Origin of the sequence: Sandarakinorhabdus sp. DWP1-3-1 (assembly GCF_049896705.1) — a bacterium.
GTDB lineage: Bacteria > Pseudomonadota > Alphaproteobacteria > Sphingomonadales > Sphingomonadaceae > Sandarakinorhabdus.
On the sequence record NZ_JAFCUV010000001.1, the window covers coordinates 333,510 to 359,478 of the forward strand.

The 25,969-nt window shown below is 66.9% G+C and carries 28 protein-coding genes; 17 read left to right on the top strand and 11 right to left on the bottom strand.

The genetic code is table 11. The features are described 5' to 3' along the window. Positions 1-15: 15 nt before the first annotated feature. From ACP7AI_RS01560 to ACP7AI_RS01575, 4 genes are all read right to left on the bottom strand, one after another. Entirely contained in the window at positions 16-642 is a 627-nt protein-coding gene (locus tag ACP7AI_RS01560) for a response regulator transcription factor (protein WP_426163315.1), read from the bottom strand. Further along, positions 635-1,816, bottom strand: coding sequence for a PAS domain-containing sensor histidine kinase (locus ACP7AI_RS01565; protein WP_426163317.1), 1,182 nt, complete (start codon positions 1,814-1,816; stop codon positions 635-637). Before ACP7AI_RS01565 ends, ACP7AI_RS01560 begins: the two co-directional genes overlap by 8 nt. A gap of 25 nt (positions 1,817-1,841) precedes the next feature. Next, on the bottom strand, positions 1,842-2,651 hold the full coding sequence (locus ACP7AI_RS01570; RefSeq protein ID WP_426163319.1) for a universal stress protein: 810 nt from the start codon (positions 2,649-2,651) through the stop codon (positions 1,842-1,844). 95 nt (positions 2,652-2,746) lie between these two features. Next, positions 2,747-4,027 (bottom strand): type VI secretion protein ImpB, encoded by a 1,281-nt coding sequence (locus tag ACP7AI_RS01575; RefSeq protein WP_426163321.1) that lies wholly within the window; start codon positions 4,025-4,027, stop codon positions 2,747-2,749. A gap of 93 nt (positions 4,028-4,120) precedes the next feature. Between ACP7AI_RS01575 and ACP7AI_RS01580 the strand changes: the two genes are divergently transcribed. Together ACP7AI_RS01580 and ACP7AI_RS01585 are read left to right on the top strand one after the other, a co-directional pair. Further along, positions 4,121-5,137: a DNA topoisomerase IB gene (locus ACP7AI_RS01580; protein ID WP_426163323.1), complete on the top strand. Its 1,017-nt coding sequence runs from the start codon at positions 4,121-4,123 to the stop codon at positions 5,135-5,137. A 35-nt stretch (positions 5,138-5,172) separates the two neighbouring features. After that, the gene (locus ACP7AI_RS01585; RefSeq protein ID WP_426163326.1) at positions 5,173-5,925 is read left to right on the top strand and encodes a queuosine precursor transporter; all 753 of its coding nucleotides are present in this window, start codon (positions 5,173-5,175) and stop codon (positions 5,923-5,925) included. On the opposite strand, the gene purQ is transcribed toward ACP7AI_RS01585, so the two are convergent. Together purQ and purS are read right to left on the bottom strand one after the other, a co-directional pair. Beyond that, positions 5,922-6,587: a phosphoribosylformylglycinamidine synthase subunit PurQ gene (gene purQ, locus ACP7AI_RS01590; RefSeq protein WP_426163328.1), complete on the bottom strand. Its 666-nt coding sequence runs from the start codon at positions 6,585-6,587 to the stop codon at positions 5,922-5,924. The genes ACP7AI_RS01585 and purQ overlap by 4 nt on opposite strands. After that, positions 6,584-6,814 (bottom strand): phosphoribosylformylglycinamidine synthase subunit PurS, encoded by a 231-nt coding sequence (gene purS, locus ACP7AI_RS01595; RefSeq protein WP_426163330.1) that lies wholly within the window; start codon positions 6,812-6,814, stop codon positions 6,584-6,586. Before purS ends, purQ begins: the two co-directional genes overlap by 4 nt. Before the next feature lie 76 nt (positions 6,815-6,890). Here purS and ACP7AI_RS01600 point away from each other — a divergent pair, with 76 nt between their 5' ends. Next, positions 6,891-7,070, top strand: a complete 180-nt coding sequence (locus tag ACP7AI_RS01600; RefSeq protein WP_426163332.1) for a hypothetical protein — start codon at positions 6,891-6,893, stop codon at positions 7,068-7,070. 4 nt (positions 7,071-7,074) lie between these two features. Here the strand turns inward: ACP7AI_RS01600 and ACP7AI_RS01605 are convergent, their stop codons facing one another. Together ACP7AI_RS01605 and greA are read right to left on the bottom strand one after the other, a co-directional pair. Further along, a complete protein-coding gene (locus ACP7AI_RS01605) occupies positions 7,075-7,776 on the bottom strand; it encodes an extensin family protein (protein WP_426163334.1) in 702 nt (233 codons plus the stop codon). Positions 7,777-7,817: 41 nt separating this feature from the next. After that, positions 7,818-8,297 carry a transcription elongation factor GreA gene (greA, locus tag ACP7AI_RS01610; RefSeq protein ID WP_426163336.1) on the bottom strand — a complete coding sequence of 160 codons (480 nt, stop codon included), beginning with the start codon at positions 8,295-8,297 and terminating at the stop codon, positions 7,818-7,820. Positions 8,298-8,342: 45 nt separating this feature from the next. Here greA and ACP7AI_RS01615 point away from each other — a divergent pair, with 45 nt between their 5' ends. From ACP7AI_RS01615 to ACP7AI_RS01630, 4 genes are read left to right on the top strand one after another with little or no spacing between them, the layout of a single operon-like run. Further along, positions 8,343-9,590, top strand: coding sequence for a serine hydrolase domain-containing protein (locus ACP7AI_RS01615; RefSeq protein ID WP_426163338.1), 1,248 nt, complete (start codon positions 8,343-8,345; stop codon positions 9,588-9,590). A gap of 30 nt (positions 9,591-9,620) precedes the next feature. Beyond that, a complete protein-coding gene (locus ACP7AI_RS01620) occupies positions 9,621-10,010 on the top strand; it encodes a VOC family protein (protein WP_426163340.1) in 390 nt (129 codons plus the stop codon). A gap of 26 nt (positions 10,011-10,036) precedes the next feature. Next, positions 10,037-10,636, top strand: coding sequence for a squalene/phytoene synthase family protein (locus ACP7AI_RS01625; protein ID WP_426166530.1), 600 nt, complete (start codon positions 10,037-10,039; stop codon positions 10,634-10,636). Between the two features lie 40 nt (positions 10,637-10,676). Continuing rightward, positions 10,677-11,132 carry a histidine kinase gene (locus ACP7AI_RS01630; protein WP_426163342.1) on the top strand — a complete coding sequence of 152 codons (456 nt, stop codon included), beginning with the start codon at positions 10,677-10,679 and terminating at the stop codon, positions 11,130-11,132. 12 nt (positions 11,133-11,144) lie between these two features. On the opposite strand, the gene ACP7AI_RS01635 is transcribed toward ACP7AI_RS01630, so the two are convergent. From ACP7AI_RS01635 to ACP7AI_RS01645, 3 genes are read right to left on the bottom strand one after another with little or no spacing between them, the layout of a single operon-like run. Then, positions 11,145-12,149: a hypothetical protein gene (locus tag ACP7AI_RS01635; protein ID WP_426163345.1), complete on the bottom strand. Its 1,005-nt coding sequence runs from the start codon at positions 12,147-12,149 to the stop codon at positions 11,145-11,147. Beyond that, positions 12,134-13,468: a methylenetetrahydrofolate--tRNA-(uracil(54)-C(5))-methyltransferase (FADH(2)-oxidizing) TrmFO gene (trmFO, locus tag ACP7AI_RS01640; RefSeq protein WP_426163347.1), complete on the bottom strand. Its 1,335-nt coding sequence runs from the start codon at positions 13,466-13,468 to the stop codon at positions 12,134-12,136. Before trmFO ends, ACP7AI_RS01635 begins: the two co-directional genes overlap by 16 nt. A gap of 60 nt (positions 13,469-13,528) precedes the next feature. After that, positions 13,529-14,284: a PEPxxWA-CTERM sorting domain-containing protein gene (locus tag ACP7AI_RS01645; protein WP_426163349.1), complete on the bottom strand. Its 756-nt coding sequence runs from the start codon at positions 14,282-14,284 to the stop codon at positions 13,529-13,531. A gap of 459 nt (positions 14,285-14,743) precedes the next feature. On the opposite strand from ACP7AI_RS01645, the gene ACP7AI_RS01650 reads away from it, so the two are divergent. From ACP7AI_RS01650 to ACP7AI_RS01695, 10 genes are all read left to right on the top strand, one after another. Then, a complete protein-coding gene (locus tag ACP7AI_RS01650; RefSeq protein ID WP_426163351.1) occupies positions 14,744-15,412 on the top strand; it encodes a choice-of-anchor C family protein in 669 nt (222 codons plus the stop codon). A gap of 251 nt (positions 15,413-15,663) precedes the next feature. Next, on the top strand, positions 15,664-17,661 hold the full coding sequence (gene nuoG, locus ACP7AI_RS01655; RefSeq protein ID WP_426163353.1) for an NADH-quinone oxidoreductase subunit NuoG: 1,998 nt from the start codon (positions 15,664-15,666) through the stop codon (positions 17,659-17,661). Continuing rightward, on the top strand, positions 17,658-18,734 hold the full coding sequence (gene nuoH, locus ACP7AI_RS01660; RefSeq protein ID WP_426163355.1) for an NADH-quinone oxidoreductase subunit NuoH: 1,077 nt from the start codon (positions 17,658-17,660) through the stop codon (positions 18,732-18,734). The genes nuoG and nuoH overlap by 4 nt, the downstream gene beginning before the upstream one ends. After that, positions 18,731-19,219 carry an NADH-quinone oxidoreductase subunit NuoI gene (gene nuoI / locus ACP7AI_RS01665; RefSeq protein ID WP_426163357.1) on the top strand — a complete coding sequence of 163 codons (489 nt, stop codon included), beginning with the start codon at positions 18,731-18,733 and terminating at the stop codon, positions 19,217-19,219. Before nuoH ends, nuoI begins: the two co-directional genes overlap by 4 nt. 61 nt (positions 19,220-19,280) lie before the next feature. After that, the gene (locus ACP7AI_RS01670; protein ID WP_426163359.1) at positions 19,281-19,898 is read left to right on the top strand and encodes an NADH-quinone oxidoreductase subunit J; all 618 of its coding nucleotides are present in this window, start codon (positions 19,281-19,283) and stop codon (positions 19,896-19,898) included. Next, positions 19,895-20,200 carry an NADH-quinone oxidoreductase subunit NuoK gene (gene nuoK / locus ACP7AI_RS01675; protein ID WP_426163361.1) on the top strand — a complete coding sequence of 102 codons (306 nt, stop codon included), beginning with the start codon at positions 19,895-19,897 and terminating at the stop codon, positions 20,198-20,200. Before ACP7AI_RS01670 ends, nuoK begins: the two co-directional genes overlap by 4 nt. A 4-nt stretch (positions 20,201-20,204) precedes the next feature. Continuing rightward, positions 20,205-22,259 carry an NADH-quinone oxidoreductase subunit L gene (gene nuoL / locus ACP7AI_RS01680; protein ID WP_426163364.1) on the top strand — a complete coding sequence of 685 codons (2,055 nt, stop codon included), beginning with the start codon at positions 20,205-20,207 and terminating at the stop codon, positions 22,257-22,259. Further along, positions 22,259-23,812, top strand: a complete 1,554-nt coding sequence (locus tag ACP7AI_RS01685) for an NADH-quinone oxidoreductase subunit M (RefSeq protein WP_426163366.1) — start codon at positions 22,259-22,261, stop codon at positions 23,810-23,812. Before nuoL ends, ACP7AI_RS01685 begins: the two co-directional genes overlap by 1 nt. Beyond that, positions 23,809-25,272 carry an NADH-quinone oxidoreductase subunit NuoN gene (gene nuoN / locus ACP7AI_RS01690; RefSeq protein ID WP_426163368.1) on the top strand — a complete coding sequence of 488 codons (1,464 nt, stop codon included), beginning with the start codon at positions 23,809-23,811 and terminating at the stop codon, positions 25,270-25,272. The genes ACP7AI_RS01685 and nuoN overlap by 4 nt, the downstream gene beginning before the upstream one ends. Continuing rightward, on the top strand, positions 25,269-25,961 hold the full coding sequence (locus ACP7AI_RS01695; protein WP_426163370.1) for a biotin--[acetyl-CoA-carboxylase] ligase: 693 nt from the start codon (positions 25,269-25,271) through the stop codon (positions 25,959-25,961). The genes nuoN and ACP7AI_RS01695 overlap by 4 nt, the downstream gene beginning before the upstream one ends. The last annotated feature ends 8 nt before the right edge of the window (positions 25,962-25,969 follow it).

Consider the following 25,969-nt stretch of genomic DNA (forward strand, 5'->3'; position numbering starts at 1 on the left):
GCCGTCCCGAAAGGATCAGGCGTTGCCTTCGATCGCCCCCATGCGTGCGGTGAAGGCGATGCGCAGCGCCTCCGACAGGCTGTGGACGTCGAGTTTCTGCATCAGATTTGCGCGGTGGATCTCGACGGTGCGCGGGCTGATGCCGAGGTCATAGGCGACGACCTTGTTCGACTGGCCGTTGACCAGCCCCTCCAGCACGTCGCGTTCGCGCGGCGTCAGCACGTTGAGCCGCGCCTGTGCTGCCTTGGCGAGCGTGTGAAGCTGCTCGCGGCCGGCATTGTGCAGGTGCGCCTGGGCAATGGCGGCGAGCAGCGTCGCCTTTTCGAACGGCTTTTCGATGAAATCGACGGCGCCGGCCTTCATGGCGCGTACCGCCAGGCCGACATCGCCATGGCCGGTGATGATGATCACCGGCAGCATGATGCCGCGGGCGCGCAACTGTTCCTGTACGGCCAGCCCATCGATGCCAGCCAGCCGCACGTCGAGCAGCACGCAGCCGCTGTCGAGATGAGCGGCGGCTTTCAGGAACTCCTCGCCCGATTCGAACGTGTCGACGGCCATGCTGGCGGTCTTCAGCATGAAGCCGATCGAGCGCCGCACCGCGAGTTCGTCGTCGACGACATAGACGCGCGGCTCAGACATGATCGGCCACCGTGGCCCGCGCGAGGGTGAAGTGGAAGGCGGCGCCGCCGATGTCGGCGGGTTCCGCCCAGATGCGGCCGCCATGTGCCTCGATGATGCTCCGGCTGATCGACAGGCCAAGCCCCATGCCCTGCTCCTTGCTGGTATGAAACGGTTCGAACAGATGGCGCTGGATGTCGGGCGCTAACCCCGGTCCGCTGTCGGCGACGATGACGGTGACGGTCTCGTTATCGGTCGCGATGCTGCGGATGTCGATGCGCCGGCGCGGGCTGCGCTGCATGGCCTCGACGGCGTTGCGGATCAGGTTGAGCATGACCTGCTGGATCTGGATGCGGTCGACAAGCACCAGGTCCGCGACGCTGTCGAGCCTGACGGCGACGTCGACGAGTGACGTGCCGGTGCCGGTCAGGGCAAGCGCGCTCGCCTCGGTCACCAGTTTCCGCAGGCTCTCGACATGCTTTTCGCTGTCGCCGCGCGCGATGAAGTCGCGCAGCCGGCGCACGATCTGGCCGGCGCGGATCGATTGCGCCGCCGCCTCGTCGAGCGCTTCGCGGACCATTGCCAGCGATTCGGCGTCGGGCCTGTCGAGCAGGTCGCGCGCCCCTTCCATGTAGTTGGCGATGGCGGTCAGCGGCTGGTTGAGCTCGTGCGCCAGCGCCGACGCCAGCGAGCCCATCGCAGTGATGCGCGACATGTGGCTCAATTCGGCCTGCAGGTCCTGCAGCCGCCGCTCGGTGCGCTGGCTTTCGGTCAGGTCGCGGATGAAGCCGGTAAAGACGCGGCCCTGCGCCATATGGGCATCGGCGATCGACAGCTCGATCGGGAAATTGCTGCCGTCGCGGCGGCGCGCCGTGGTGACGCGACCGATGCCGATGATGCGGGCGACGCCGGTTTCGAGATAGCGTTCCATATAGCTGTCATGGGCGGCGCGATCGGGCTCCGGCATCAGGATCTTGACGTTCTTGCCGGCGACATCGGCCTCCGCATAGCCGAACATGCGTTGTGCCGCGGCGCTGAACGACAGGATGGTGCCGTGCGAATTGATGACGATCATCGCATCGGGAACGGTTGCCAGGATCGATTTCTGGTAGGCGGCGCTGTCGGCGAAATCGGACCCGGTTACAGCGCTGTCCGCTCCATCTGGCGCGGTGGATCGGAACGGGCACATGGCCATCTGTACGCGCAAAGCCGCCGACTTATCAATGCGCCAGCAGCAGCGGAACGGTCGCCGACTGGATCAGCGCCCGCGTCACCCCGCCGAGCACGGTTTCGCGCAGCCGGCTGTGGCCATAGGCGCCCATGACGAGGTAGTCGGCGTCCAGCTCGGCGACGGCATCGAGCAGCGCGACCGCCGTGCGGCGGCCTTTGGCCGGCCAGTCGTGCACTTCGCAAGGAATGCCGTGGCGGACGAGATAGCTGGCAGCCTCGACCGGCGGGGTTCCCGACGCGTCGTCGCCGACCTCGACGACATGCACGCAGGCGGCGTGCTTCAGCAGCGGCACGGTCAGCCGCATGGCGTGGGCAGCCTCGGCCGAACCGTTCCAGGCGAGAAGGGCATTGCCGTCGTCCTTGAAACCGCGGGCGCCGATCGGCGCGACGAGCACCGGTGCGCTGGTATGAAGGACGACATCGCCGACGATCGGCAGCGGGTGATCATGGACGTGGCGGCCCGGCATCGGCTGGCTGACCACCAGCACATCGGCGAGGCGGCTCTGCGCAATCAGCGTCTCGACGACGCCGCCATCGAAACAGCGCCAGTCCCAGGCGACATCCTCACGCGCCAGCCGCGCCTCGATGGCCTGGCGTGCCAGCTTGTCCTGGTCGTGAATCGTGTCGATGATCGCCGCCAGCCCGAACAGCCCGCCATAGGGATCGGAGGCATAGGGCTCGACAGCGGCCACCTGCACGCAGCTGATATGGCCACCCCCGAGCCGGGCCAGGTCGAGCGCCAGCTGCAGCCGATTGCCCTGTTCGGCATCGTCATGGATATGCAGCATGATCGACTTCAAGCCCGTCGCCTTTCCCGGTGCAATGCGCCGCCATGGGCAATCTGCCGGCCGCGGCGCGGCCGGTCTTTACGGGAGAATACGGACGCCGGCCGCCGTCATTCCCGGAACTCCGCCAGCTCGGGGATCCGGGTGAAGGCGATCCGGGGCCCCGAACTGCGCGAGGCGCCGGCGGCGTCATGACCGAGCGTGACGGCGTCGCGGCCGAAGCGCTGGTTGACCTTGTCCATCGCCCGGCTGAGCGCCAGGCGGCGGGCCTCGTCCTGCCGGCCGAGCGCGGCGCCGCTGTCGAACAGGTGCAGTTGCACGGCGTCGGCATCGGCGAGCTCACCCAGCGTCACCGCGACCTGGATGAAGCGCCGCCCGGCGAATTCGGCCAGCATCCGGTCCCACAGCCGATCAAGGGCAGCCAGCAGCGTGACAGTGTCCATGACCTGGGGCAGACGGACGCCATGGGCCCATTTCGCGCCCTTCTCGCCGCGCTCGCCCTCCGCCTTCACCGCCAGCACCATCTGGCCGGTGCGGCGTTCGGCACGCCGCAGCCGGGTGGCGGCCTTGGCGGTCAGCCGGCGCGCCACCAGCCGGGCGCGATCGGGGCTGCGCTTTTCGGGGCCGAGGACATGGCTGTGGCCGATGCTGCGGCTGACGGTGGGAATCTCGGCGACCTCCTCGCCCTTCAGCAGCCAGTGCAGCCGGGTGCCCCAGACGCTGCCCCAGGCCAGCCGCGCCTCGCGCTCGTCGAGCGACAGCAGGCGTTCCATGGTGACGACGCCGGCGGCGGCCAGGCGCTTTTCCATGTTGCGGCCGACGCCCGGGATGTCCGACAGCTTGAGCGTGCAGAGCCGGTCGTGGAGCGTTGCGGCGGGCAGGATGGTCAGGCCGTCGGGTTTCTGCATGTCGGCGGCGATCTTGGCGAGCAGGCGGTTGGGGGCGACGCCGATCGACGAGGTCAGGCATTCGCCGACGTGTTCGCGGATGCCGGCCTTGATGCGCGCCGCCAGCGCGGTCACCTCGGTGATGCCGTTTTCGTTGTCGAGCAGGCGGCAGGCGACCTCGTCGATCGAGCAGACGGCGGTGACGGGAACGTGGCGCTCGACCTCGGCGATGATCTTGTGGTGGAAGCGGACATAATCCTCATGGCGGCCGGGCACGATGATCAGATCGCGGCACAAGGCTTTCGCCTCCCAGATCTTGGTGCCGGTGCGGATGCCATAGGCCTTGGCCTCATAGCTGGCGGCGATGGCGCTGGTGCTGTCGGTATCGACCGGCGCGACCACGACCGGGCGGCCGCGGATGGCGGGGTTCAGCTGTTGCTCGACGCTCGCGAAATAGCTGTTGAGATCAAGATAGAGCCAGCGAAGAGGCGGCGACTCGGCCATGCGCGCCAGTGTGCCACAGGCAGAACATAATAGGAACAAGGAACCGGCGACGCAGCCATGGTTTCCACCCGTAACAAATTGGGAGCAGCACGATTGGCGACGGATCCGGAGAGTGTCGCAGCGGCGAAGGAAGCCGGGCTCCGCTATGTCAACGACGATGATCCGGGCATCACGCGGGAGCGCGCGGGCGACGACTTTGCCTATCGTGGGGTCGATGGCCGCAAGCTGCGCGACGCCGAAACACTTGGCCGTATCAAGGCGCTGGTGATCCCGCCGGCGTGGACCGATGTGTGGATCTGCGCACAGCCGCGCGGGCACATACAAGCGACCGGGCGCGATGTGCGCGGCCGCAAGCAATATCGCTACCATGCCAAATGGCGCGAGACCCGCGACACCGCCAAGTTTGCGCATATGGCGGCGTTCGGCCGGGCGCTGCCGCGGAGTCGTGCCGCCGTCGATGCCGACCTGCGCCGCCGCGACCTGTCGCGCGAACGCGTCCTGGCGACGATCGTCCGGCTGCTCGAGCTGACGCTGGTCCGCATCGGCAACGACGAATATGCGCGATCGAACAAGAGCTTCGGGCTGACGACGCTGCGCAACCGTCATCTGAAGACCGAGGGCGCCGCGCTGGTGCTCGATTTCCGGGGCAAGAGCGGGGTGCGTCACAAGGCGAAGATTGGTGACCGCCGCGTCGCCAATATCGTCCGCAAGCTCCACGACATGCCCGGCCAGCGGCTGTTCCAGTATCAGGACGACGATGGCATGCCGCGCCAGATCGATTCGGCCGATGTGAACGATTATCTGCGCGACATCAGCGGCGAGGACATTACCGCCAAGGACTTCCGCACCTGGGCGGCGACGCTGGCGGCTGCGCAGCAGCTCGCGGTGGCCGATCCGCCGCTGTCGGAGGCGGAGGCCAAGCGGCAGCTGGTGACCTGCGTCAAGGAGACAGCCGGTCTGCTCGGCAACACGCCGGCGGTGTGCCGCAAGGCCTATATCCATCCGGAGGTGTTCACCGGCTGGCGGGCCGGGGCGCTCGCCGGGCGCTTCACCGGTGATCTCGATGCCGACGAGGCTGCGCTGATCGGCTTTCTCGACAGCATCGCCTGAGCCGCTAAAGTCCCGTCGCGACCGGGGGACGGGCTATGGATATCAAGGCGACCGAGGAACCTGCCGGCATCACCGCAGTCGATGCCGACGCGCTCGCCGGGCGGCAGCTGCGCTATTATGATTTCGCCATGGCGGCGTTCGCCGTCATCCTGATCTGCTCCAACCTGATCGGCGCGGGCAAGCCGGCACAGATCACGGTTCCGGTGCTCGGCACGGTAACCTTTGGCGCCGGCATCCTGTTCTTTCCGCTGGGCTATGTGCTCGGCGACGTGATGACCGAGGTCTATGGCTTTGCGCGCGCCCGGCGGGTGGTGTGGGTCGGTTTTGCCGCCTCGGTCTTTGCCGCCGCCATGGCCTTTGTTGTCGTCGCGCTGCCGCCTTCGCCCGACTGGGCGGGGCAAAAGGCGCTAGCCGAGGTCTTCGGCCAGGTGCCGCGCATCTTTCTCGCCTCGATCCTCGCTTTCTGGGCCGGGGAAATGGCCAATGCCTTCGTGCTGGCGCGGATGAAGGTGATGACCGGCGGCAAACATCTGTGGACCCGCACGATCGGTTCGACGGTGGTCGGGCAGGGGGTCGACAGCCTGATCTTCTACCCGCTGGCCTTCCTGGGCGTGTGGGAGACGAAACTGGTCGTGTCGGTGCTCGTCACCAATTACCTGCTGAAGGTGCTTTGGGAGATCGTGCTGACGCCGGTGACCTATCGCGTGGTGGCGTTCTTCAAGCAGGCCGAAGGGCTCGATGTGTTCGACACGAAGACGGATTTCACCCCGTTCGCGACAAAGGTCTAGCCGAGCGCTGCCTGCAACGCCTCGAACATCGCGCGCCCGTCGGTGCCACCCTGTTCGGCTTCGATCAGGCGTTCGGGATGCGGCATCAGGCCGAGCACATTGCCCTGGGCGTTGACGATGCCGGCAATGTCGCGGGCCGAACCGTTGACGGCCTCGGCATAGCGGAACACCACCCGGCCTTCACCTTCCAGCCGGTCGAGCGTGTCGGCATCGGCGACATAATTGCCGTCGTGATGGGCAACGGGGATGCGGATGGTGGCGCCGGCGTCATAACGGGCGGTGAACATCGTCTGGCTGTTCTCGACGGTCAGGGCGACGTCGCGGCAGACGAAATCGAGGCCGGCGTTGCGCATCAGCGCGCCGGGCAGTAGCCCCGCCTCGGTCAGCACCTGGAAGCCGTTGCAGACGCCCAGCACGGCGCGGCCTTCGCCGGCGGCGGCGATCACTGCCTGCATGACCGGCGACCGCGCGCTCATCGCGCCGGAGCGGAGATAGTCGCCGTAGGAAAAGCCGCCGGGCAGGGCGACGAGATCGAGGCCTTCGGGCAATTCGGTGTCGCGGTGCCAGACCATCGCCGGCGCGGTACCGGTGATGCGTTCGATAGCGACGGCGAGATCCCGGTCGCAGTTGCTGCCCGGGAACACGACGACCGCGGCTTTCACAGCACTTCGATCCGGTAGTTTTCGATGACGGTATTGGCGAGCAGCCTGGTCGCCATCTCGGCAATCGTCGCCTCGCTGGTGCCGTCGGCGAGGTCGAGCTCGATGACCTTCCCCTGGCGGACGCCGTCGACGCCGGCGAAACCGAGGCCGCCCAGCGCGTTCTGGATGGCACGGCCCTGCGGATCGAGCACGCCGGGTTTCAGGGTGATGGTGACGCGGGCTTTCATGGCGCTGCCTTTACGGCGGGCCGCGGCGGGGGTCCAGCCCCTACCGTCGTCCGCGGTGCGCGTCTATGACGGCGCCATGGCCGAACGATTCGAACGTCACAAGCAAGCCTGGACCAGCGACGAGGTGCAGAAGCTGCACACGCTGGCCAAGAAAGGCATGCCGCTGCGCGCGATCGCCCGGGCGCTGACCCGCAGCGAGGAATCGACCAAGGCGCGGGCGAAGCAGGATGGGCTGAATATCGCCAGCCTGCGCTGATCGCCTAGGCGCACATGCTGCCAAAACGCCCGCGGGCGGCCTGGTCCATGTGAAGATGATCGGCATGGGCAGCGTTATAGTCCGGCGACAGAACCGTCGCGAAGACCTTGCAGCCGCCGTCGCGAACCTCGCGCAGGAAGGCGGCGCGCGCCGGGTTCCCGGTCCAGTCGCGGCGGATGCTGACGGTGTCGCCACCTTTCAATCGGAACCCGGCGATGTCGATGGCGTCGGCGGTGGCGTGCTCGCTCCAGTCGCCTTCCGGGCGGCCGTTGATGCGGCGACAGCTGAAGCTGCCATAATGGTCGATCCCGACAACCGGCTTTCCGAAATGCCGGGTGGCGGCGGGCTGGACAACCTCGCGCTGCCAGATCGTCAGCGCCGCCGCGACGGGACAGGCAACGCCGAGGTTGCCGGGATGGAAGCGGATATCGAGCGCGCCGCCGCGTTCCAGCGTGACCCCATCGGCATAGCCGCACTGGTCCTTCGAGACCGGCGGCAAGGGCGCATGGCGCACGCCGGCGGCATCGAGCAGCGCCAGGCATTTCGGCGCATTGGTGGTCAGCGCCGCCAGCTTCCGCCCGGTCGACCAGCCGATCGGCTCGGACAGCGACAATGGCGTCCAGGGCATGTCCTTTTGCGCGGTGCGGATGCGTTCGCAGCCGGCAAGGAGGAACAGGGCAAGGATCGGCAGCAGGCGGAGCATCATAGCCCACGCTAACGTCGTCGCGGCGCGGGGCGTTGCCGGCATCACCCGACCGCGACGATCTCGACCTCGTGGCCGGCCAGCATCGCGACGTCGCCGATGCGGCGGCCCATGACGGCGCGGGCGAGCGGGGAGACATAGGAGACGCTGCCCGTCGCCGGGTCGGCCTCGTCGTCGCCGACGATGCGCCAGGTCTGGACGCGACCGTCGGCACGCTCGATGCGGACGCTGCTGCCGAAACCGACGACGCCGTCCGCGGGCGTGCCTTCGATCAGCTGGGCGCTGGCGCGGCGCGCAGACCAATAGCGCAGCTCGCGGGTCGCAACCGCCATGGCGCTGCGGTCGGCGCTGATCTCGCCGCCGGCGCGGGCCTCGTCATAGGCGGCGCGGGCCTCCGCCAGCGCCGCGTCGATGGCGGCGAGGCCGGCGGCGGTCACGAGGTTGGCGTGGGTCGGCACGGGCCGGTCGGGCAGGTTGGCGGCAACCGCCTCGGCATCGGATTCCTTGGTGAAGGCTACGCTCATGTCCGGGATATGGCGGCGGGGGTGGCGCTTGGCTAGGGTGGGGTGATGATCCGGGCTTTCCTGTCGCTGCTGATCGCGGTTCCGGCCGGTGCCGCGCCGCTCGACGACATCGTCGCCGGGCGCACGCCGGCGACGCCGGGGATCGCCGGGCTGGCGGTGGTGGTTGCCGACGCCAGGGGCGTGGTGCGGGCCGAGGCGCTGGGCGAGGCGGTCATCGGGAGCCGGCCGCTGACGGTCGACACGCCGATGCGGGTGGCGTCGATCTCCAAGGCGGTGGTCGCGATCGGCGTGATGCGCCTGGTCGAGCAACGGCGCCTCGATCTCGACAGCGATGTGTCGCGCTGGCTCGGCTGGCGAGTGCGCAACCCGGCGTTCCCCGACGCGCCGGTGACGTTGCGGCAGCTGCTGTCACACACGTCGGGCATCGACGATGCGGCGGGCTATCGCCTGCTACTGGGCGAGAAACTGCGCGACGAGCTGCCGTCGCACTGGTCGGCAGCGGCGCCGGGGACGCGCTTTTCCTATGCCAATTTCAACTATGGCATCGTCGCGACGGTGATGGAGGCGGCGACGGGCGAGCGTTTCGACCGGCTGATGACCCGGCTCGTGCTGGCGCCGCTGCGGCTCGACGCGGGCTATAACTGGAGCGGTGCCAGCGATGCCGCGGTGACGCGGGCGGCGGTACTGTACAGGCGCGGCAGAGACGAGACGGCGATCGACCCGGCCGGGCCCTGGGTGGCGCAGGTCGACGACCTGCAGGGCGTGCGCGCCGCGTGTCCGGTCGCTACCGATGGCGCGCCGTGCGATCTGGAGGCCTATCGCCCTGGCGACAATGGCACGCTGTTCAGCCCGCAGGGCGGCTTGCGCATCTCGGCATCGGGGCTCGCCACCGTTGGCCGGATGCTGCTGAATGGCGGCAGCGTCGATGGCGTGCAGGTCCTGCGCCCCGCCTCGGTCCGCGCCTTGATGACGCCGGTGTGGCGCGACGGGCAGGGGACGGCGGGCGACACCTACCAGGGCGAGATGCGCTGCTATGGCCCGGGGCTGCAGTGCCTGTCGGGCGAGGCGGGGGCCAGCGACCAGCCGGTCGCCGGTGCGCGCTGGTGGGGGCATCTGGGTGAGGCCTATGGGCTGCTCGGCGGGCTGTGGATCGATCGGAAGCATCGCAGGGTGCTGGTATACCTGATCACCGGCACCGGCGACGATCCGGCCAAGGCGCCGCACCGTTCGGCATTCTCCGGCGTCGAGGAAGCGGTGCTGCAGGAACTGGCGGCGACGCCGGCAAGGCGCTAGAAGCGGCGGAAATCAAGGGAGGACACGACCATGCTTGGCTATACCATGTACGGCACCAACGACCTGCCGCGCGCCCTGGCATTCTACGACGCCCTGTTCGGCGCCATCGGCGTCAACCGGATGATGGAATTCCCGACCGGCGCGGTGGCCTATGGCGTCGCCTGGGACAAGCCGATGTTCGCGATCGGCACCCCGGAGAACGGCGCCCCGGCGACGGTCGGCAACGGCGCCATGATGGCGATCGTCGTCGATGAACGCGCCAAGGTCGACACGCTGCATGCGGCGGCGCTGACGGCCGGCGGCACCGACGGGGGTGCACCCGGTGTGCGCGGCGAGGAAGGCGATCAGGCCTTTTACGGCGCCTATTTCCGCGATCTCGACGGCAACAAGTTCTGTGCCTTCAGGGTCGGCCCAGCCTGAGCGACTTCCGCCTGACAGATTTCGACCTGGTTTCCGCCGATGTCCGGACGCGCGATCGCGACCGCTATCTAAGCGTGCTGTATGCGCCGGCAGCGGTCCGCCCGGCGCTGATGGCGCTGCACGGCCTCGATCTCGAGCTCGGGCAGGTCGTTGCCGGCACCAGCGACGCGATGATCGGCCAGATCCGGCTGGCGTGGTGGCGGGAGGCGCTGGCCGCGCTCGACAGCGCGCCGCCGCCGGCGCAGCCGCTGCTCCAGCTGGTCGCTGCCGAGGTGCTGCCGCGCGGGCTGGCCGGCGCGGCGCTCGCCGGGCTGGAGGACCGCTGGGTCGGCCTCATCGACAGCGACGAGGTGCCGGCGGCGCATATCGAGGGCGGCGGCGACCTGTTCGGCTGGGCGGCGCAGCTGCTCGGCGGCGATGTGGCGCTCGGTCGCCGGCTGGGCCTCGCCTGGGCGACCGGCGAGCCCTTCGTCGGATCGGTGCCGACGCCGCTGCGGCCGCTCCTCGGATTGGTGCGGCTGGCGACGCGCGACGCGGCGCGGGCGCGTTCCGGCCAGCCGCAGGAGCCGCGCGGCAGTACCGGGCGCCAGCTGCGGCTGCTGGCGGCGATTGCCTTTGGTCGCTGATCCCGGCAAATTCACCGACAGGGACCGAAAGGACGGCATGATGCGGCGCGCGTTGGCGCTGGGAGTGGCGCTGCTGGCGCTGGTCGCGGCCGGGTTCCTGTGGACTCGCGACCGGCCGGTGGCTCTGGCCGCGCTGCCGCCGCCGCCCGCCGTCGAGGACAGCGACAGCGAGGCCGAGCCCGGCGCCCTGACCGCGCCGCGCAGCGACGTCACGCCCGCCGAGCGCGAGGCGCGGCGCTTTGCCCGCGTCGACAAGGACCGGGACGACCGCGTCAGCCGCGACGAATATCTGGCGACACGGAAGAAGGCCTTTGCCCGGCTCGACAGCAACGGCGACGGCCGGGTCAGCTTCGAGGAATATGCGGCCAGGACGGTGGAAAAGTTCGCCCGCGCCGATCGCGACGGCGACGGGGCGCTGGCGGCGCCGGAGTTCGCGACCACGGCCGTAAAGCGGAAGCCGAAGCCGGCGTGCCGCTGTCCGGCCGGCGGCGGGTAACATCCAGGTTGCTCAGCCGGCGACCCGCGGCGGGGCCCGGTCGATTGCGGCCGCCGCGGCCCAGGCGATCCCGTGGCTGACAAGGTGCAGCGCGCCCTGTGCCGCCATCAGCGCGGCAATGGCGGTCGATGCATCGCCGGCCAGGCTGATCGCGATGCCGGCAAAAAGGATCTCCTTGTTCGGCAACGGCATCCGCGTCATCACCATGCGCAGCGCGCCAAACTGCACCCAGGTGATCGCCGCCACCGCCGGCAGGGCGACGACCCAGCTGGCGACGAGCAGCGCCTGCGATCCCAGCAAGCGAAGCAGGTGCCACCAGAAGGCGCGGACGTTGGCGCCGACCGGCAGGCTGAACGCCTTGCCGCGATTGAGCAGGATCAGCAGCGACAAGCTGACCAGCAGCGCGAAACCGATACCGACGCGCCGGACCAGCGCCGGGTCGAGCCCGGCATCGATCACCGTGTCGGCGCCGAGCAGCAGCGCGAGGCCGAGCATCAGCAGTGTCGACAGGTTGCCGGCGAGCCCCGAAGTGATGGCGACGTCCTTGATCGCTGCGATCGGCTGCGCGGCGGGATCGACGCCGGGACCATCGCCGCGACCGGCCAGTTGCGCCGCCGGGTCGGCCGGGTCGATGGCGACCCCCAGCCGTGTCGAGGCCCAGACCATCAGATAGCCATCGCCGGCATAGCTGAACAGCGCCTCGTTCATCACGCGGCGCTTGAGGAAGACGGCGATATCCCGCGCCTGCAGGCGCCACCAGTGCCGGAAAATCTGCCAGTCGATCAACGGCTGCAGCAGGTAGGATCCGATGAACAGCGACCAGAACAACGCACTCGCCGGCAGCGCTGCGACCAGCGGCTGCCAGCCGATGCGGACGATGGCGCGAACTAGAACGAACAGGATGATGGCCGAGGCGGCAAGGCTGACCGCGCACTGGGTGCGCTTGCCGCGCGGCGAGCTCCACCAGGTCCGCGCCGCCCTGATGCCGTGACCAAGGCGGCTCAGGCTGCCATCCACCCCGCTAGGTCTGCCCGCGCCCGCGCCACCAGGGCCGGCTTGCGCTGGTCCTTGGACGCCGGCGGTGGCGCCAGCGGCGGGAACAGGCCGAAATTGATGTTCATCGGCTGGAACGACTTGGCATCGGCGCCGCCGGTGATGTGGCCGAGCAGCGCACCGAGCGCCGTGGTGGCCGGCGGCGGCACCGGCGTGCGGCCCTGGCGCTCGGCGATGGCGAAGCGGGCGGCGACCAGCCCGATGGCGGCGCTTTCGACATAGCCTTCGCAGCCGGTGATCTGGCCGGCAAAGCGTAGCCGCGGGTCGGCCTTCAGGCGCAGCACATCGTCGAGCAGTACCGGCGACTTGATGAAGGTGTTGCGGTGCAGGCCGCCGAGCCGGGCGAATTCCGCCTTTTCAAGACCCGGGATCATGCGGAACACCCGCACCTGTTCGGCATGCTTCATCTTGGTCTGGAAACCGACCATGTTCCACAGCGTGCCGAGCGCATTGTCCTGCCGCAGCTGGACGACCGCCCAGGCACGGCGACCGGTACGTGGGTTGGTCAGGCCGACGGGCTTCATCGGCCCGAAACGCGGCGTGTTGCGGCCGCGCTCGACCATCACCTCGATCGGCATGCAGCCGTCGAAATAGGGGGTGTTGGCCTCCCAATCCTTGAAATCGGCCTTTTCGGCGGCGAGCATCGCATCGACGAAGGCGTTGTACTGGTCCTTGTCGAGCGGGCAGTTGAGATAATCCTGGGTGTCACCGTTCTCGTTCGGCCGGTCCCAGCGCGACTGGGCCCAGCAGATGTCCATGTCGATCGAGTCGCGGTGGATGACGGGAGCGATGGCATCGAAGAAGGCCAGGCTGTCCTCGCCCGTCAGGCCGCGAATGGCCTCCGCCAGCGGGGTCGCCGTCAGCGGTCCGGTGGCGATGATGACATTGTCCCAATCGGCCGGCGGCAGGCCGGCGACCAGTTCCCGCCGGATGGTGACAAGCGGCTCGGCCTCCAGCGCCGCGGTGACGCCGGCGGCGAACTGGTCGCGATCGACGGCCAGGGCGGATCCGGCCGGCACGCGCGCCTTGTCGGCTTGGCGCATGACGAGGCTGCCAAGTGCGCGCATTTCCTGGTGGATCAGGCCGACGGCATTGTTGTCGGGATCGTCGCTGCGAAAGCTGTTGGAGCAGACAAGCTCGGCCAGCTGGTCGGTGTGATGCGCGTCGGTGCCCTGGACCCCGCGCATTTCGTGCAGGATGACCGGCACCCCGGCGCGGGCGGCCTGCCAGGCAGCCTCGGACCCGGCGAGGCCGCCGCCGATGATGTGGATTGGGCTGGTCATGCCGCGTCTATGGCGGCATGGGGCCGGCGCCGCAACCGGGCCGGCCCCACCGATACACGCCTAGGCAGCGACGATGCGTCGCCGCCGCTGCATGGCGCCGACCAGCCCGAAGCCGGCGATCAACAGCGCCCAGCTTTGCGGTTCCGGCACCGCAGCCAGCATTTCCACATGGTCGCCGTCGATGAACAGACCGGAGCCGGCCAGCATCTTGGGCTTGGTGTGGCTGAGCTGGTTGCCGGCCGGGATGGCATAGTTGGCATCGAGCGCGGCGATGTCGGTGAAGCTGACCATCGTGTTGGCCAGCGTACCGTTGGTGCCCTTCAGGCCCGATGGATCGTTGGTGTAATCCATGCAGGTGCCCTTGTTGGCATCGGTTTTTGCAGCATTGTTGTGGTCCAGCCCGAGGGTATGGCCGACTTCCTGGCAGATCGTCATGTCGCGCCAAGCCTCGGTGGCATAGCCGCCGGCGGCGAGATAATAGTCGTTGAGGCGGACTGTCGCCTGGACGATGAAGCCGCCCGACGTCCAGACGTTGGCATAGCCCAGCCAGCCGTTCTTGCCGTAATTGCCGTTGCAGACCTGGATCGAGCCATAGGTCGGGCTGCAGGCCGTCGTCTTTGCCTTGCCCGGCGCCGCCACCAGATCGATGTAGGCCGCCTGCGACCATTGCGAGAGGACATTGTCCAGCTCGCCGGCCCAGTAACCGGTCAGATTGTCGCCGACGGTGATCTGCAGCGGGCCGGAACGTGCCCAGCGATAGTTGTTCCAGGATTGGACCAGTGCAGAGGCCGGCGCCGCCGATACCAGCATCGCCATGGCCGCCAGACAATATCCAGGAAGCCGCCGCGAGGCGGTTTTTGCATTGATGGATGTCATGTCAGTCCCCCGTATCGCGCAGCCAGCCGACCAAATGTCGGCACTCCCCCCGGAGCTGGTCTGCAAGGCGACCTATTGCATTGCAGACTTACTGAAAAATTAATTTCGTTACCGAACCGACGCTTTTTGTCGCCGAGGCGCAGAAAACGCGACGACCCGAAGGACGTTACGGTAACGTACCGTAATTTGTACGGTCAGTTCGATAACAAAGCGACTGATATAGGTAATTGACGACTTCGCCGGCACTTTCAACTGTTGTCCATCCGTATCGTTGTAAGCCGGCATTTACACCATTTCGCATGCTTAAGGGTCTTGGCCATTGATATATAATGAAAAACACATTTGGCATGACTGTTGCATATCAATTAATGCGGGGGGCCGTTTCGGAGTAGTGTTACCATGAAAGCCCTCGTCACCATCCTCGCCATGACAGGCGCCCTGGCCCTTGCCGCCCCCGCGTCTGCCGTCACCCTCATCAACGGTAGCTTCGAGCTTGGCGGCAATGCCAATGCCCGGGCGCAGGGTTACCTCGAACTGTCGCCTGGCGACCTCAGCATCACCGGTTGGACAATCGGTGGCGCCGGTGTCGATCTCGTCGGCAGCAACTATTGGGACGCGTCGGACGGCATCCAGTCGGTCGACCTGTCGCGCCGCGGCGCCGGCAGCATCTCGCAAAGCTTTGCGACCGTTGTCGGCGTGACCTACCTGGTCACGTTCGACCTGTCGGGCAATCCGTTCGGCGGCGTCGACGACAAGATCACCGTGATCACCTTCAGCGGCAATGACCCGGTGGAGCAGGTGTACTCGGTGACCGCCGCCAATTCGCCGACCAACATGCAGTGGGAAACCTATGGTTTCTCCTTCACCGCGTCGGACGTGACCAGCACGCTGAGTTTCACCAGCCAGGAAGGCAACCGCTTTGGTCCGGCGCTCGACAACGTTGCGATCACCGGCGACGACGGCGCCGGCGCCACCGTTCCGGAGCCTTCGACCTGGGCGATGCTCGTCATCGGCTTCGGTCTTGTCGGCGTGGCACGCCGTCGCCGGACGGCCGTTGTTGCCAGCTGAAATCGGGCACGCTTGAACAGGGGAAAGGCCCGGGATTCGTCCCGGGCCTTTTCTTGTTTGCGGCGGGCCTGAAACCGGCCTGAATGTCGATCGGCGACTGCGCTGCCTTCCCATTGCGTGCCGCTCTCGCTATAGCCGCCGCGACGCGTGGATTCTACCGCGCCTGACCAGTTGGATTGACCATGGCGAGCCGCTTCGCTGCTCCTGTTCCGGATTGCACCTGCCCCGTTTGCGCGGGAGCCTGCTAAGCCATGCCCCGGCTGATCGTCGATGGTGTCGAGGTCGAGGTTCCGGCCGGCGCCACGGTGCTGCAGGCCTGCGAGGCCGCCGGCGTCGAGGTGCCGCGTTTCTGTTATCATGAGCGGCTGAGCATCGCCGGCAACTGCCGCATGTGTCTCGTCGAGATGGAAAAGGCGCCCAAGCCGGTCGCCAGCTGCGCCATGCCGGCCGCCGATGGCCAGGTGGTGATGACGACGACGCCCAAGGTGAAGAAGGCGCGCGAAGGGGTGATGGAGTTCCTGCTCATCAACCATCCGCTCGATTGCCCGATCTGCGACCAGGGCGGCGAATGCGACCTGCAGGATCAGAGCCTAGCCTATGGCAAGGGCTTCACGCGCTATCAGGAGAACAAGCGCGCCGTTACCGAGAAATTCATGGGCCCGCTCGTCAAGACGGCCATGACGCGGTGCATCCACTGCACCCGCTGCGTGCGGTTCGCCGAGGAGGTCGCCGGCGTCGAGGAGATCGGCGCCATCGGCCGCGGCGAGAACATGCAGATCACCACCTATCTCGAAAAGGCGGTGACCAGCGAGGTTTCGGGTAACATCATCGACCTGTGCCCGGTCGGCGCGCTGACGTCCAAGCCCTATGCCTTTCAGGCACGGCCCTGGGAGCTGAAGAAGACCGACGGCATCGATGTCATGGATGCGCTGGGCTCCAACATCGTCTTCGGCAGTCGCGGCCCCGCCGTGATGCGGGTGACGCCGCGCATCAACGACTACGTCAACGAGGAATGGCTGTCGGACAAGGCGCGCTTTGCCTGCGACGGCCTGTCGGAGCGTCGGCTCGATCGCCCTTATGTGCGCGTCGGCGGCAAGCTGAAGGCGGCGAGCTGGGTCGAGGCCTTTGCCGCGATCAAGACCGGGCTGGCAGGCGTGCCGGGCGATGCCATCGCCGGGATCGTCGGCGACCTGGCGGCGGTCGAGGACATGGTGGCGCTGAAGGATCTGCTGGCGACTCTCGGGTCGACACGGATCGAGAGCCGCCAGGATGGCGCGCGGTTCCCCACCGCGGCGCGCGGCGACTATCTGTTCAATTCAGGGTTGCCGGGCATCGAGGACGCCGATGTCGTGCTGCTGGTCGGCACCGACCCGCGCCGCGAGGCACCGTTGCTCAACGTGCGCCTGCGCAAGAAGGCGTCGCGCGGCCTGTCCAGGGTCTTCGGCATCGGGCCGGCGGTCGACCTTACCTATGATATGTCCTGGCTCGGCGACGACGCGGCGCTGCTCGGCAGCGTTCCGGCGGCGCTTGCCGAGGCCCTGGGCAAGGCCGAGCGGCCGGCAATCATCGTGGGCATGGGCGCGCTGCGGACCCCTGGGCTGTACGAATCGGCGCGGGCGCTTGCTGCGAAATACGAGGTCGTGCGCGACGGCTGGAACGGCTGGAACCTGCTGCACACGGCAGCGGCGCGGGTCGGCGCGCTCGACCTGGGGCTGAGCGTCGATGGCGGGGTTGCGGCGCTGGCCGATGCCAGGGCACTGTTCCTGCTCGGCGCCGACGAGTGCGACATGGGTGCCGACGCCTTCACCGTCTATATCGGCACGCACGGCGATCGCGGCGTCCGCCACGCCGATGTCATCCTGCCGGCCGCCGCTTATGCCGAAAAGGCCGCGACCTGGGTCAACCTGGAGGGGCGAGCCCAGCGCGGGCTGCGCGCCGTCTTCCCGCCCGGCGAGGCGCGTGAGGACTGGACGATCTTCCGGGCGCTGTCGTCGGTGCTCGGCACGCCGCTGGCCTATGACGACCTGCGCGCGCTGCGGGCGCGGATTGCCGCCGAATGGCCGCATCTGGCAGGCGGCGACGCCGCTCCGGCGTCGTTGTCCGACCCCGGCCAGGCCGCCGCGCCGTCGGGGCCGCTGCGCCTTGCCATCGATAACTACTATCTGACCAACCCGATCGCCCGCGCCAGCCAGACGATGGCGGAATGTGTGGAGCAAATCCTCGCTCCGATGCGGGAGGCGGCGGAATGACGTTTACCGGCTGGTTCCAGTCGCATCTCGGCGAGGGCTTCGGCTGGTTCGTCGGCACCACCGTGCTGATCCTGGCGATCGTGCTGCCGGTGATGGTCGGCGTCGCCATGGCGGTCTATGCCGATCGCAAGATCTGGGCGGCGATGCAGATGCGCCGCGGCCCCAACGTCGTCGGCCCTTTCGGCCTGCTGCAGACGTTTGCCGACGCCGCCAAGCTGTTCCTGAAGGAAACAATCATCCCGTCGGGGGCCAGCCGTGAGGTGTTCCTTATCGCGCCGATGATCAGTTTCGTGTTGGCGCTGGCGATCTGGGCGGTGATGCCGTTCGATGCCGGGCTGGTGCTCGCCGACCTCAATGTCGGGCTGCTTTATGTCTTCGCGGTGTCTTCGATGGGCGTCTATGGCATCATCATGTCGGGCTGGGCCTCGAATTCCAAATACCCCTTCCTCGGCGGCCTGCGGTCGGCAGCACAGATGGTCAGCTATGAAGTCGCGATGGGCTTCATCCTGGTCGCGGTGATGCTGTATGCGCAGAGCCTCAATCTCAGCGACATCGTCATGGCGCAAAAGGGCAACGTGCTCGGTATATTGAACGGCAACGTCTTCAATCCACTGCTGTTTCCGATGGCGATCATGTTCTTCATCACGGCGCTCGCCGAAACCAACCGGCCGCCGTTCGACTTGCCCGAGGCCGAAGCCGAACTCGTCGCCGGCTATCAGGTCGAATATTCGTCGATGAGCTTCGCGCTGTTCTTCCTCGGCGAATACGCGAACATCCTGTTCATGTGCGCGCTGATCCCGGTGCTATTCCTGGGGGGCTGGCTGCCGCCGCTCGACTGGGCGCCCCTCTATTACATCCCGGGCTTTGTCTGGATGCTGTCGAAGATGGCGGTCATGTTCTTCTGTTTCGCCTGGGTGAAGGCCGCCGTGCCGCGGTACCGCTATGACCAGCTGATGCGGCTGGGCTGGAAAGTGTTCCTGCCGCTATCGCTGTTCTGGGTCGTCGTCGTGTCGGGATGGCTGATGTTCTTCACCGACAAATTTGCCACTGTTCCGGGGAGCGTCACGCTGTGACCGCAATCTTCCGCGCCGCCAAATCGCTGTTGCTGCTGGAGTTTCTGACCGGCCTCGGGCTGACGCTGAAATATTTCTTCCAGCCCAAGGTGACGCTCAACTACCCCTATGAAAAGGGCCCGCTCTCCCCTCGCTTCCGTGGTGAGCATGCGCTGCGCCGCTATCCCAACGGCGAGGAACGCTGCATCGCCTGCAAGCTGTGCGAAGCGGTATGCCCGGCGCTGGCGATCACCATCGAGGCCGAGCCGCGCGAGGACGGCAGCCGACGTACCACGCGCTATGATATCGACATGACCAAGTGCATCTTTTGCGGCCTGTGCCAGGAAGCCTGCCCGGTCGACGCCATCGTCGAGACGCCCAACATGGAATACTCCGTCGAGACGCGTGAGGAGCTGATCTACGACAAGGCCAAGCTGATCGCCAACGGCGACAAATGGGAACGCGCGATCGCTGCGAACCTTGCGGCGGACGCGCCGTGGCGGTAACCGGACGCCCATTCGCAGCGGCCGCGTGCCGCGCTGTTGCCCAGCCCTCCCGGAACTTTTTGTGACTGTTGCTGTCTTTGCCTTTTACCTGTTCGCCGTGGTGCTGATCACCGCCGCCGTTCTGGTGATCACCTCCAAGAACCCGGTGCATTCGGTGCTCTGGCTCATCGTCTGTTTCTTCAATGCCGGCGGGCTGTTCATCCTGCTCGGCGCCGAATTTCTCGCGATGCTACTGGTCATTGTCTATGTCGGCGCGGTCGCGGTGCTGTTCCTGTTCGTCGTGATGATGCTCGACATCGATTTCGCCACGTTGCGGCGCGGGTTCCTCAGTTACCTGCCGCTCGGGCTGGCCGTCGCCGGGGTGATCCTGGGCGAAGTGCTGTTCGCGGTCGGCACCTGGGTGCCGGGGCGCGGCGTGTTGATGTTCGATACGCTGGCCTCGGCGCCCGACGGCATGACCAATACCCAGTGGATCGGCTCGGTTCTCTACACCCGCTATCTGTTCGTCTTCCAGGCGGCGGGGCTGGTGCTGCTGGTGTCGATGATCGGTGCGATCGTGCTGACCCATCGTCAGCGCGTCGGCACCAAGCGGCAGGATATCGGCAAGCAGGTGGCGCGCACACCGGCCAATGCGGTGCATACGGCGCAGCCCGGCGTCGGCCAGGGGGTAGACCTGTGATCGGGCTTTCGCACTATCTCGTCGTGTCGGCGGCGCTGTTCGTGCTGGGGGTGCTCGGCATCTTCATCAACAGGAAGAACGTCATCATCATCCTGATGTCGATCGAACTGATCCTGCTCGCGGTGAACATCAATTTCATCGCTTTCTCGTCGTATCTCCACCAGGTCCACGGCCAGATCTTCGCGATGTTCGTGCTGACCGTGGCGGCGGGCGAGGCGGCGATCGGTCTGGCCATCCTTGTCATCTATTTCCGTAATCGCGGCACCATTGCGGTCGACGACGCCGACATGATGAAGGGCTGACCTAGTGATTCAGCTTCTCGTCTTCCTGCCGCTGATCACGGCGCTTGTCGCCGGCCTCGGCGGCCGTGTCATCGGGCATAATGCCGCCAAGATCGTTACCACCGGCGGCCTGTTCGTCAGCGCCGCGCTGTCCTGGGTGATATTCTCGCAATTCTGGCTGTCGGGCGCGCCGGCGACCGTGGTGCCGGTGCTCGACTGGATCCAGTCGGGCGACCTCAATGTGCAGTGGGCCTTCAAGGTCGATACGCTGACGGCAGTGATGCTGGTCGTTGTCACAACGGTGTCGGCGCTCGTCCACCTCTACAGTTGGGGCTATATGGAGGAGGACCCGTCGCAGTCGCGGTTCTTTGCGTATCTGTCGCTGTTCACCTTCGCGATGCTGATGCTGGTGACGGCAGACAACCTTGTCCAGATGTTCTTCGGCTGGGAAGGGGTCGGGCTCGCGTCCTACCTGCTGATCGGGTTCTGGTACCACAAGCCCAGCGCCAATGCGGCGGCGATCAAGGCGTTCGTGGTCAATCGCGTCGGCGATTTCGGCTTTTCGCTCGGCATCTTTGGCACGTTCCTGGTGTTCGGCACGGTCTCGATCGATGCCATCCTTGCCGCCGTGCCCGGTCATGCCGGACAGACCTTCTCGTTCCTCGGCCAGAGTGTCGATGTGATGACCTGCCTGTGCCTGTTGCTTTTCGTCGGCGCGATGGGCAAGTCGGCGCAATTGGGCCTGCATACCTGGCTGCCCGACGCCATGGAGGGCCCGACCCCCGTGTCGGCGCTGATCCACGCCGCGACGATGGTCACCGCCGGCGTCTTCATGGTCTGTCGCTTGTCGCCGATGTTCGAGGCGAGCCTGACCGCGCAGACGGTGGTGACCTATGTCGGTGCTGCCACGGCGCTGTTCGCGGCGAGCGTCGCGCTGGTGCAGACCGACATCAAGCGTGTCATCGCCTATTCGACCTGCTCGCAGCTCGGCTACATGTTCTTCGCCGCCGGCTCGGGGGCCTATGGCGCGGCGATGTTCCACCTGTTCACCCACGCCTTCTTCAAGGCGCTGCTGTTCCTCGGTGCCGGCTCGGTCATTCATGCCATGCACCATGAACAGGACATGCGATTCTACGGGGGCCTCAGGAAGCACATCCCGGTCACCTTTGCGCTGATGACGGTCGGCACGCTGGCGCTGACCGGCTTTTTCTTCACCGCCGGTTATTACTCCAAGGACGCGATCCTGGAGGCGGCGTTCGCCAGCGGCACCAGTCATGGCCAGTTCGCCTTTGTCGTGGGCGCCTTCGTCGCGCTGCTGACCAGCTTCTATTCGTGGCGGCTGGTGTTCCTGACCTTCTATGGCGAACCGCGCTGGGCGGGGTCGGAGCATATCCAGCACGCGCTGCATCATGACCATCACGATACCGAGGACAGCACCGACAGCGCCGGGCTTGAGCACGACCATGCCCCCGTCGCCCACAGCGCTCCGCATGGCACCGGCGGCTATCATCCGCACGAAAGCCCGATGTCGATGCTGATCCCGCTGTTCGTGCTCGGTGCCGGGGCACTCGGCGCCGGCTGGCTGTGGCACGAGCAGTTCGTCGGCGCGGAGGAAGGCGCCGGCTTCTGGCGCGGCAGCCTCGCCTTCCGCGAGCATCTGATGCACGCCATGCACGAGGTGCCGACCTGGGTGGTTTGGACGCCTTCCGTGGCTTTCTTCCTCGGGCTTCTCGGCGCCTGGTTTGCCTATTTGCGGTCACCGGAACTGCCGGCGCGGGCGGCGGGTGCCATCCCGGCGCTCTACGCCTTCCTCACCCACAAATGGTATTTCGATGAACTCTACGACGCCATCTTCGTGCGGCCGTCGTTTGCCATCGGCCGCTTCCTGTGGGTCCGCGGCGACCAGCAGACCATCGATCGCTTCGGCCCCGATGGCGCCGCGGCGGCGGTCGCTGGCGGCGCGCGCGCGGCCGGGCGTTTCCAGTCGGGCTATGTCTATTCCTATGCGCTCGTCATGCTGACCGGGCTGGCGGCTGCGGCGGCCTGGTTCTCCATCGGTACCGGCGTGGGGGGCCAGTGATGCCCATCCTGTCGATCATGATCCTGCTGCCGGTGCTGTCGGCGGTGGTGCTCGTCGCCCTGCCGGGCATCGATGGACCGCGGGCGCGGGTCGTCGCGCTGGTCACGACGCTGGTGGAGTTCGCGCTCGGCCTGATGCTGTGGTCGGGGTATGAAAACGCCGCGACGGGCTTCCAGTTCGTCGAGAAGCTGCCGCTGTTCGCGCCCTATCTCGATTGGCATCTCGGCATCGACGGCATTGCGCTGATGCTGATCCTGCTCAGCGTCTTCCTGATGCCGCTGTGCATCCTCGCGTCGTGGGAAAGCGTGAAGACCCGCGTGCCCGAATATATGGCGGCGTTCCTGATCATGGAATCGCTGATGATCGGCACCTTTGCGGCGCGCGATATCTTCCTGTTCTATCTGTTCTTCGAAGCCGGGCTGATCCCGATGTTCCTGATCATCGGCATCTGGGGCGGCGCGCGGCGCATCTATGCGTCGTACAAGTTCTTTCTCTACACCCTGCTCGGCTCGGTGCTGATGCTGGTCGGCATGCTGTACATGGTCGGCGAGGCCGGCAGCACCGACATCGGCGTGCTGTCGCGCTGGAATTTCACGCCCGAAGCGCAGTTCTGGCTATTCCTGGCGTTCTTCGCGTCATTTGCCGTGAAGATGCCGATGTGGCCGGTGCACACCTGGCTGCCCGACGCGCACGTCGAGGCGCCGACGGCGGGCTCGGTCATCCTTGCGGGCGTGCTACTCAAGCTGGGCGGCTATGGTTTCGTGCGGTTCAGCCTGCCCATGTTCCCCGATGCCTCGGCCCAGCTGATCTGGCTGGTGCTGGCGCTGTCGATGGTGGCGGTTGTCTATACCTCGCTGGTCGCGCTGGTGCAGAACGACATGAAAAAGCTGATCGCCTATTCGTCGGTCGCGCACATGGCGTTCGTCACCGCCGGGCTGTTTGCGCTGAATACGCAGGGCATCGAGGGCAGTCTCGTGATGATGCTGTCTCACGGGCTCGTCTCGGGCGCGCTCTTCCTGTGCGTCGGTGTCGTTTACGACCGGTTGCACACCCGCGAGATCGGACGTTATGGCGGGCTCGCCGATACCATGCCGCGCTATGCGCTGTTGCTGCTGTTCTTCACTATGGCCAGCGTCGGCCTGCCGGCGACGAGCGGCTTCGTCGCTGAGTTCCTGGTGCTGCTCGGCCTGTACCAGACGTCGACCTGGGCGACGTTCGTGATGACGACCGGCATCATTCTTGGCGCCGCCTATATGCTGTGGCTGTACCGCCGCATCGCCTTTGGCAGCGCCGCCGGTGACGACACGCGTGCGATGCCCGACCTGAGCTTGCGCGAGGTCGCCATCCTGCTGCCGATCACCGCCGCCGTGTTGTGGATGGGCATCTATCCCAAAAGCTTCCAGGCACCGATGAAGCCTGCCATCGCCAGCATTGTCGCGCGGCTCGACGGCCGCGAGATGGCCACGCTGCCGACCCGGATGACGCTGACGCCGGGGCTGCCGGTCAACCTGTTGCCAGCCGCCATGGCGGCCGAGCCCGAGACGCACCGATGAACCCGACCTTTGCCTCCATCGCCATCGCCGGGCCGGAAGCCGTGTTGACCGCCGGTAGCCTGCTGGCGTTGATGCTCGGCACCTATGGCGGCGGTGACCGGGCGTTGAAGAGCCTGACCTGGGTTTGTGCGCTGATCCTCGGCATCGCCGGGCTGACGCTGCTCGACGACCTGACGACACGGCAATATGCCTTCGATGGCCTGTATGTCGCCGATGGCTTTTCGGCGTTCCTCAAGGTGCTTATCTTGGGGTCCGCGGCGGCGTCGATGCTGCTGGCGCTGCCCTATCTCGACGATGTGAAAACCGGGCGTTTCGAATATCCGGTGCTGCTGATGCTGGCGACGCTGGGCATGTGCATGATGGTCAGCGCCAACGACATGCTGTCGCTCTACATCGGCCTCGAACTGACCAGCCTCGCCTCCTATGTGCTCGCCGCTTTCCATCGTGGTGAGGCCCGGTCATCGGAAGCCGGCCTCAAATATTTCGTCCTCGGCGCATTGGCGTCGGGCATCCTGCTCTATGGCATAACCCTGGTTTACGGCTTTGCAGGCTCGACCAGCTTTCCGGTCATGCATGCGGTGCTCGGCGCCCAGGCGGAACGGTCGCTCGGCGTGCTCGTGGGACTGGTGTTCATCGTTGCCGGCCTCGCCTTCAAGATCTCGGCGGTGCCGTTCCACATGTGGACACCGGACGTCTATGAAGGCGCGCCAACGCCGGTCGCAGCCTTCTTCTCGGCTGCCCCCAAGGCGGCGGCGCTCGGCCTGCTGGTGCGGGTTCTCGTCGGCGCCTTCGGTCCGATGCAGGTCGATTGGCAGCAGATCGTCATCTTCCTCAGCGTTGCCTCGATGGGGCTCGGTGCCGTCGCCGCCATCGGCCAGACCAACGTCAAGCGGCTGCTCGCCTATTCGTCGATTGCCAACATCGGCTTTGCGCTGGTCGGGCTGGCGGCGGCAACGCCCCAGGGCATCGAGGCGCTGCTGTTCTACACTGCCGTCTATCTGGCGATGACGCTCGGCAGCTTCCTGGTCGTGCTGCAACTGCGCCGCGCCGATGGGGCGGCCGTGGAGCTGCTCAGCGATCTCAGCGGCCTGTCCAAGGTGCGGCCGGGCCTTGCCGCGGCGCTGGCGATCTTCATGTTCAGCCTGGCCGGCATCCCGCCGCTGCTGGGCTTCTGGCCAAAATTCGCCGTGTTCCAGGCGGCGGTCGGCGCCGGGCTGTTGCCGCTGGCGATCATCGGCTTCATCACCTCGGTGGTTGCCGCCTATTACTATCTGCGCCTCGTCAAGGTCATGTATTTCGATGATGCCGGTGTGGCGGTGACAAGCGACGGTGGCCGCACCAATGGCGCCATGATCGCCGCGGCGGCGCTGTTCTGCTCGCCGATCGGCATGCTGGCGATCACGCCGCTGGTCGCTGCCGCCGGGCGCGCATCGGCGGCGCTGTTCGCGATCCCCGGTTGAGCAGCGGCCGCATTACCCACCTTGCCGAGGTGGGTTCGACCAACGACTGGCTGCTGGCTCGCGCCGGGGAACTGTCCGACGGCCAATGGGTGCTGGCCGATCGCCAGACCGCAGGCCGCGGCCGCCGTGGCCGCGCCTGGGGCGATGGCGCCGGCAATCTGATGGCGTCGGTCCTGGTAAAGGCGGAAGGCCCGGTGCAGCAATTGTCGTTCGTCGCCGCGCTGGCGCTGCACACGGCGCTGGCGCAGGGCGATCGCATCAGGTTGAAATGGCCGAACGACCTGCTGCTAGATGGCACCAAGGTCTCGGGCATTCTCCTCGAGCGCAGCGCTACCGCGCTTGTCATCGGCTTTGGGGCCAATCTGCGCAGCTTTCCCACCGGCACGGAGCGGCCTGCGATCTCGCTCGCCGCGGCGGGGCTACCGGTGCCGGCGACGACCGACTTGCTGGCGGCGCTCATCACCGCCTTCTCCGGCTATCGTGGCCTGTGGGCAACGCAAGGCTTCGAGCCGATCCGCAGCCGCTGGCTGGCGCTTGCCGCGGGTGTCGGTGACCGCATCGCCGCCCGGCTCGGCACCGAAACACTGGAAGGTCGCTTCGAAGGGCTGGAGCCCGACGGCGCGCTGGCGCTGCGGCTCGATGATGGCAGCCTGCGCCCGGTGCACGCCGGCGAAGTGTTCTCGCTTTAAGGGGAGGG